General features: G+C 43.1%; 1 protein-coding gene. It reads right to left on the reverse strand.

What is annotated here, in order from left to right:
- The coding region (locus A3738_RS18795) for an exodeoxyribonuclease V subunit gamma (RefSeq protein WP_197473916.1) at positions 1-1273 on the reverse strand (1273 nt) is incomplete at both ends.

Below are 1273 nucleotides of genomic sequence, written 5' to 3' on the forward strand. Positions count from 1 at the left end.
TTGAGCGCACGCTGAATACCTTGCAACCAAGTATTATTGCTACCTGTTTGCTCACCACCAGACACTTGATCTCTATGTTTTTCAGACAAACCCCAACGCACATTTAAGGAACCTACCAAATGCTGCAAGCATTCTAATTGAGCATCATCCATCTCAAAGCGCGAACGCACGGCTTCGACGCTCATTAACTCTAAGAACTCATCAACGCCAAGTCGTGATTGATCAAAACTAAGCACTTTAATCAAAGACTCTAAAAGTGGCTGCTCGAAACTTAATGCATGATCAGATATGCCATACTGAATACGTTGGGTTTGGCCCGCTTTATTTTTTATCGGCTCGCCAAATACGGCATGCACTAAGGGCCCATATGACTGAATGTCAGGGGCCATTACGATGACGTCTTTGGAACTTAAGCTCGAGTCTTTATCAAAAGCGCTTAATAGATAGTCACGCAGACTTTCAAGTTCACGCAGCTTTGAATGACAGCTCGCAAACCGAATAGATTCATCATCTGAATCAAATTCGTGAGCATTGATTTGTCCATGCAATAAATCGTTTTTTAGCAAACATAGCGCCGAATGAGCATCATTCTCGGTATAAAAATCGGCATCAAATTCAGTTAAGCCGCTCTCTTCATCGTATTGATATAACTCCGCTAAATAGTTCTTCCCTAGCTGGCCGAGTGAAGCAAGAAGCGGGTGCCGATCTTCGACTTGTCCAATCGCGCCACCTTCGTTACCTATGACAGCCGACTGTTCGACCTTCATTTGTTCTTTTAGCGCATTCTTTTCAGACACAATATCTGCCCAATACGCTCTGCTCGGATTCTGAAATAAAAAATGGATATCGATGTGTTTCCCGAGCGCCAAAAACAATGGTAGCCATTGAGGAGGAATAGCCGCTAAACCAAAGATAAATAACCGTTTGGGAAGTGCTGCTTTACCTACACTGCTTTGTGCAAGATGTCTAGTTAAAGACTGCAGTTGTGCGGAACGATGATGTCGCTGATCTACGGGGATACCTGGATATAAATTCAACCAAAGTGAGCGTTGCCACGCTTCATCGCTTTCTTTGTTAATGCCACTACCAAAGTTTTTATCATTATCGATAAAACCACCCTGCTCCCAAGCATCAATCCAATCAGGCCGATAGTTTTGATAAGCATCAAAATTATCAGCGAGCAATTCACTCACCTGAAACAATATTGCTGGACTGAGTTCTGTTTGCTCGGATTCAGACCTACTTTCACGTGCAACAAGCGCTTGAATGTATT

The sequence above is a fragment of the Oleiphilus sp. HI0066 genome, from assembly GCF_001635725.1.